The following is a 2,587-nucleotide window of genomic DNA, read 5'->3' as shown; positions in this document are numbered from 1 at the left end:
CAGCTCCCCGGCGTTGCACCACACGAGGCGGCGGGCGCCGGCCACCCAGCGCCGGCTGGCCAGCAGGTTCAGCGGGTACAGGAGGTGGCCGAGCGGGCCGCCGACGACGGGGTCGCCCAGCGCCCGCAGCCGCCGGGTCTCCTCCGGGATGCGGCGCAGCATCACCTCGTCGACGTGGTGGAAGTCGCGGTGGCGCAGCGCCAGCCGCGCGGCGTCGGCGAGGTCCGCCGGGGAGAGGACGTCCAGCAGCACCTGGGGCAGGTCGAAGTTCAGGTGGGCGTTCAGCCCGACGAGCTGGTGCACCAGCGGCGGCGTGCCGGGGCGCTCGGCCAGCGCCAGCCGCCACGGCCCCGGCACCGGCCCGCCCGCGCGCCACGCCGCCAGCGCGTCGAGGTAGCGGGCCGCGAACGCCGCCGTCAGCCGGGCGACCCACTCGCCGTCGCGGAAGCCGCCGTCGTGCAGCTCCTGCCGCATCGCGAGGGTGCTGCGCAGGTACAGCCCGCAGAAGTGGCGCTCGTCGTCGGTCGCGCCCAGCTCGTCGTGCGCGCGCTCGAAGCGCCGCAGCAGTTCATCCAGCGGCCCGTCGGGCCCCTCGCCCCACATGTGCCCCTCCACGCAGCCGTTCCGGGGTCCTCCCGACCGCCGGCCGGAACCCCCGAAGCGACGCTCACGCACAGTAGTCGTTGCGAGGCGGTTCCTGAAGGGCCCGGCGCAGCGGGTTCGCGCCCGACACCTGCGCACCGGCCCGGCCGGCTCCCGCCCCGTCCTCGGGGGACGGGGCGGGAGCCGGCCGGGCCGGTGGCCTCAGAGCGGCCTGGGCTCGCCGTAGAGGAAGTCGTCCATCACGACGAGGTCGGTCCAGCCGCCGTCGGTGGCGTTCGGGCCGATCGGGGTGTTGCCGGAGGTGATGCGGACCTCGTAGATGTCGGCGGTCGTCTTGACGCCGAGGAACGACAGGCTGCCGCTGGGGGCGGTGCCCTTCACGACGTTCTTGCCCCACAGCTTGTTGCCCCACCGGTCGTAGAGCTCGACCTTCGTGCTGTCGGTGCGGTCGACGTCGGTGAAGACGGCGCCGAACCCGTTGACGGTGGCCGGGGTGGTGGTGCCCGGCTTGAAGAACCGGACCTTCGTGACCGTCGTCCCGATCGGGGTGAAGAGCCGCTGCGGGCTGAAGGTCCGGAAGTTCGCCATGTTCTGCCACTTGATGTTGGCGAAGAGGACCGGCGTGCCGGCGGGGTTGCTGTTGTCGGCGCTCACCTGGAACTTGTTGCCGTTGGAGTTGGCGAACACCGCACCGCGGGGCACCGCGGTGTTGAACAGGTCGCGCGGCATGAAGGCCGGCGTGGCGAGGTTGTCCGGCACCCCGTCCCAGTTGATCTCCCGGCGGCCGTTCGGCTTCCAGCCGACCGCGCTGCCGTTGTTCGGGCCGCCCAGCAGGGCGCGGAAGGCGTCCACGGTCGGCGTGAGGCCCCCGGCGTGGGCGGCCGCGCCCTCGATCTTGGTGAAGGAGGCGGCCTGCGCCGGGGAGGCCCCGACGGCCACCGCGACGGGGACGACGGCGGAGGCGAGGGCGGTGGCGAGGGCGGTGCGGCGGGTGCTGCGGCGGGTGCTGCGGCGGGCGGTGCTGCGCATGGCGGGTGTGCTCCTGGTTCGGGCGTCGGTGACGCTGCTCGGCGGTGGTCCGCCGCGGTTCCGGGAGACCTCCCGTGCTCGCTGCGGCTGGTACGAGCCTGGCCGCGGCGCGGGGCCGGGTCCTGAGTGGCGACCTACTCAGTTCCGGGTGCAGGTGGTGCTCAGGGGGCGCGTCAGCGCTCCAGCACCGCCAGGGCGCGGTCGACCAGGCCGGGCAGACCCTCGCGGCCGTCGCCCTCCACCCACGCCTCCAGCGCCAGCGTCACCGCCCCCAGCGCGGCGGCGGCCACCACCCGCAGCTCGTAGCTCACCGGCCCGCCGGTGCGCTCGGCGAGGGCGTCGCCGAACAGCCGCACCGTGGCGCGCTGGGAGTCCGCGACGTGCGCGCGCAGCGCCGGGGTCGTCAGCACCAGCCGGGTGCGCGCCAGCAGCGTGTCGCGGTCGGCGCCGTCGACGGCCGCGATCCCCTCCCGCAGCGCGTTGTGCAGCGCGGTGGCAGCCGGCTCGGCGGCCGGGCGGGCGCGGATGAGCGCGGCGATGACGGGGTCGTAGCCGTCGTTCTCGACCACCGCCTCCTTGGTGGGGAAGTTGCGGAAGAACGTCATGTGCGACACCCCGGCGGCCGCGGCCACCTCCGCCACCGTCGTCGCCTCGAACCCCTTGCGCAGGAACAGCTCCAGCGCGACCTCCTGGATGCGGCGGCGCGTGGCGGCCTTCTTGCGCTCCCGCAGCCCGGGCGGGCGATCGGCGGCGGGGTCTGCGGCGGGTCCCGCGGGTGGGCTCACACCGCCACCCTGCCAGCACCTCCCGGCCCGCCCGCGACCTGCCCGGCAGCGCCCAGCACCCGCTCCAGCCGCGCCGCGCAGCCGCCCGCCGACGTGCCCCGCCAGGCCAGGTGCGCGTCGGGCCGCACCAGCAGCGCCACGGGGCGGCCGGGGGCCGTCAGCACGGCCAC

The 2,587-nt window shown here is 75.7% G+C and carries 4 protein-coding genes; all 4 read right to left on the bottom strand.

The features are described 5' to 3' along the window. The coding region (locus ABEB16_RS11170) for a DUF5995 family protein (RefSeq protein ID WP_345712328.1) at nucleotides 1-603 on the bottom strand (603 nt) is incomplete at its 3' end. Nucleotides 604-804: 201 nt separating this feature from the next. After that, the gene (locus tag ABEB16_RS11165; RefSeq protein WP_345712327.1) at nucleotides 805-1,632 is read right to left on the bottom strand and encodes a hypothetical protein; all 828 of its coding nucleotides are present in this window, start codon (nucleotides 1,630-1,632) and stop codon (nucleotides 805-807) included. A gap of 173 nt (nucleotides 1,633-1,805) precedes the next feature. Further along, nucleotides 1,806-2,417 (bottom strand): TetR/AcrR family transcriptional regulator, encoded by a 612-nt coding sequence (locus tag ABEB16_RS11160; protein ID WP_345712326.1) that lies wholly within the window; start codon nucleotides 2,415-2,417, stop codon nucleotides 1,806-1,808. Next, complete coding sequence (locus ABEB16_RS22805; protein WP_425560164.1) at nucleotides 2,414-2,545, bottom strand: hypothetical protein; 132 nt, start codon at nucleotides 2,543-2,545, stop codon at nucleotides 2,414-2,416. Before ABEB16_RS22805 ends, ABEB16_RS11160 begins: the two co-directional genes overlap by 4 nt. Nucleotides 2,546-2,587 lie beyond the last annotated feature (42 nt).

It is taken from the genome of Kineococcus glutinatus, assembly GCF_039542765.1.
Lineage (GTDB): Bacteria > Actinomycetota > Actinomycetes > Actinomycetales > Kineococcaceae > Kineococcus_A > Kineococcus_A glutinatus.
This window is presented reverse-complemented; position numbering and strand designations above follow the sequence as displayed.

Coding starts and splice junctions, on each gene's coding strand:
- ABEB16_RS11165 (WP_345712327.1), bottom strand. CDS start 1,632: ATGCGCAGCACCGCCCGCCGCAGCACCCGCCGCAGCACCCGCCGCACC.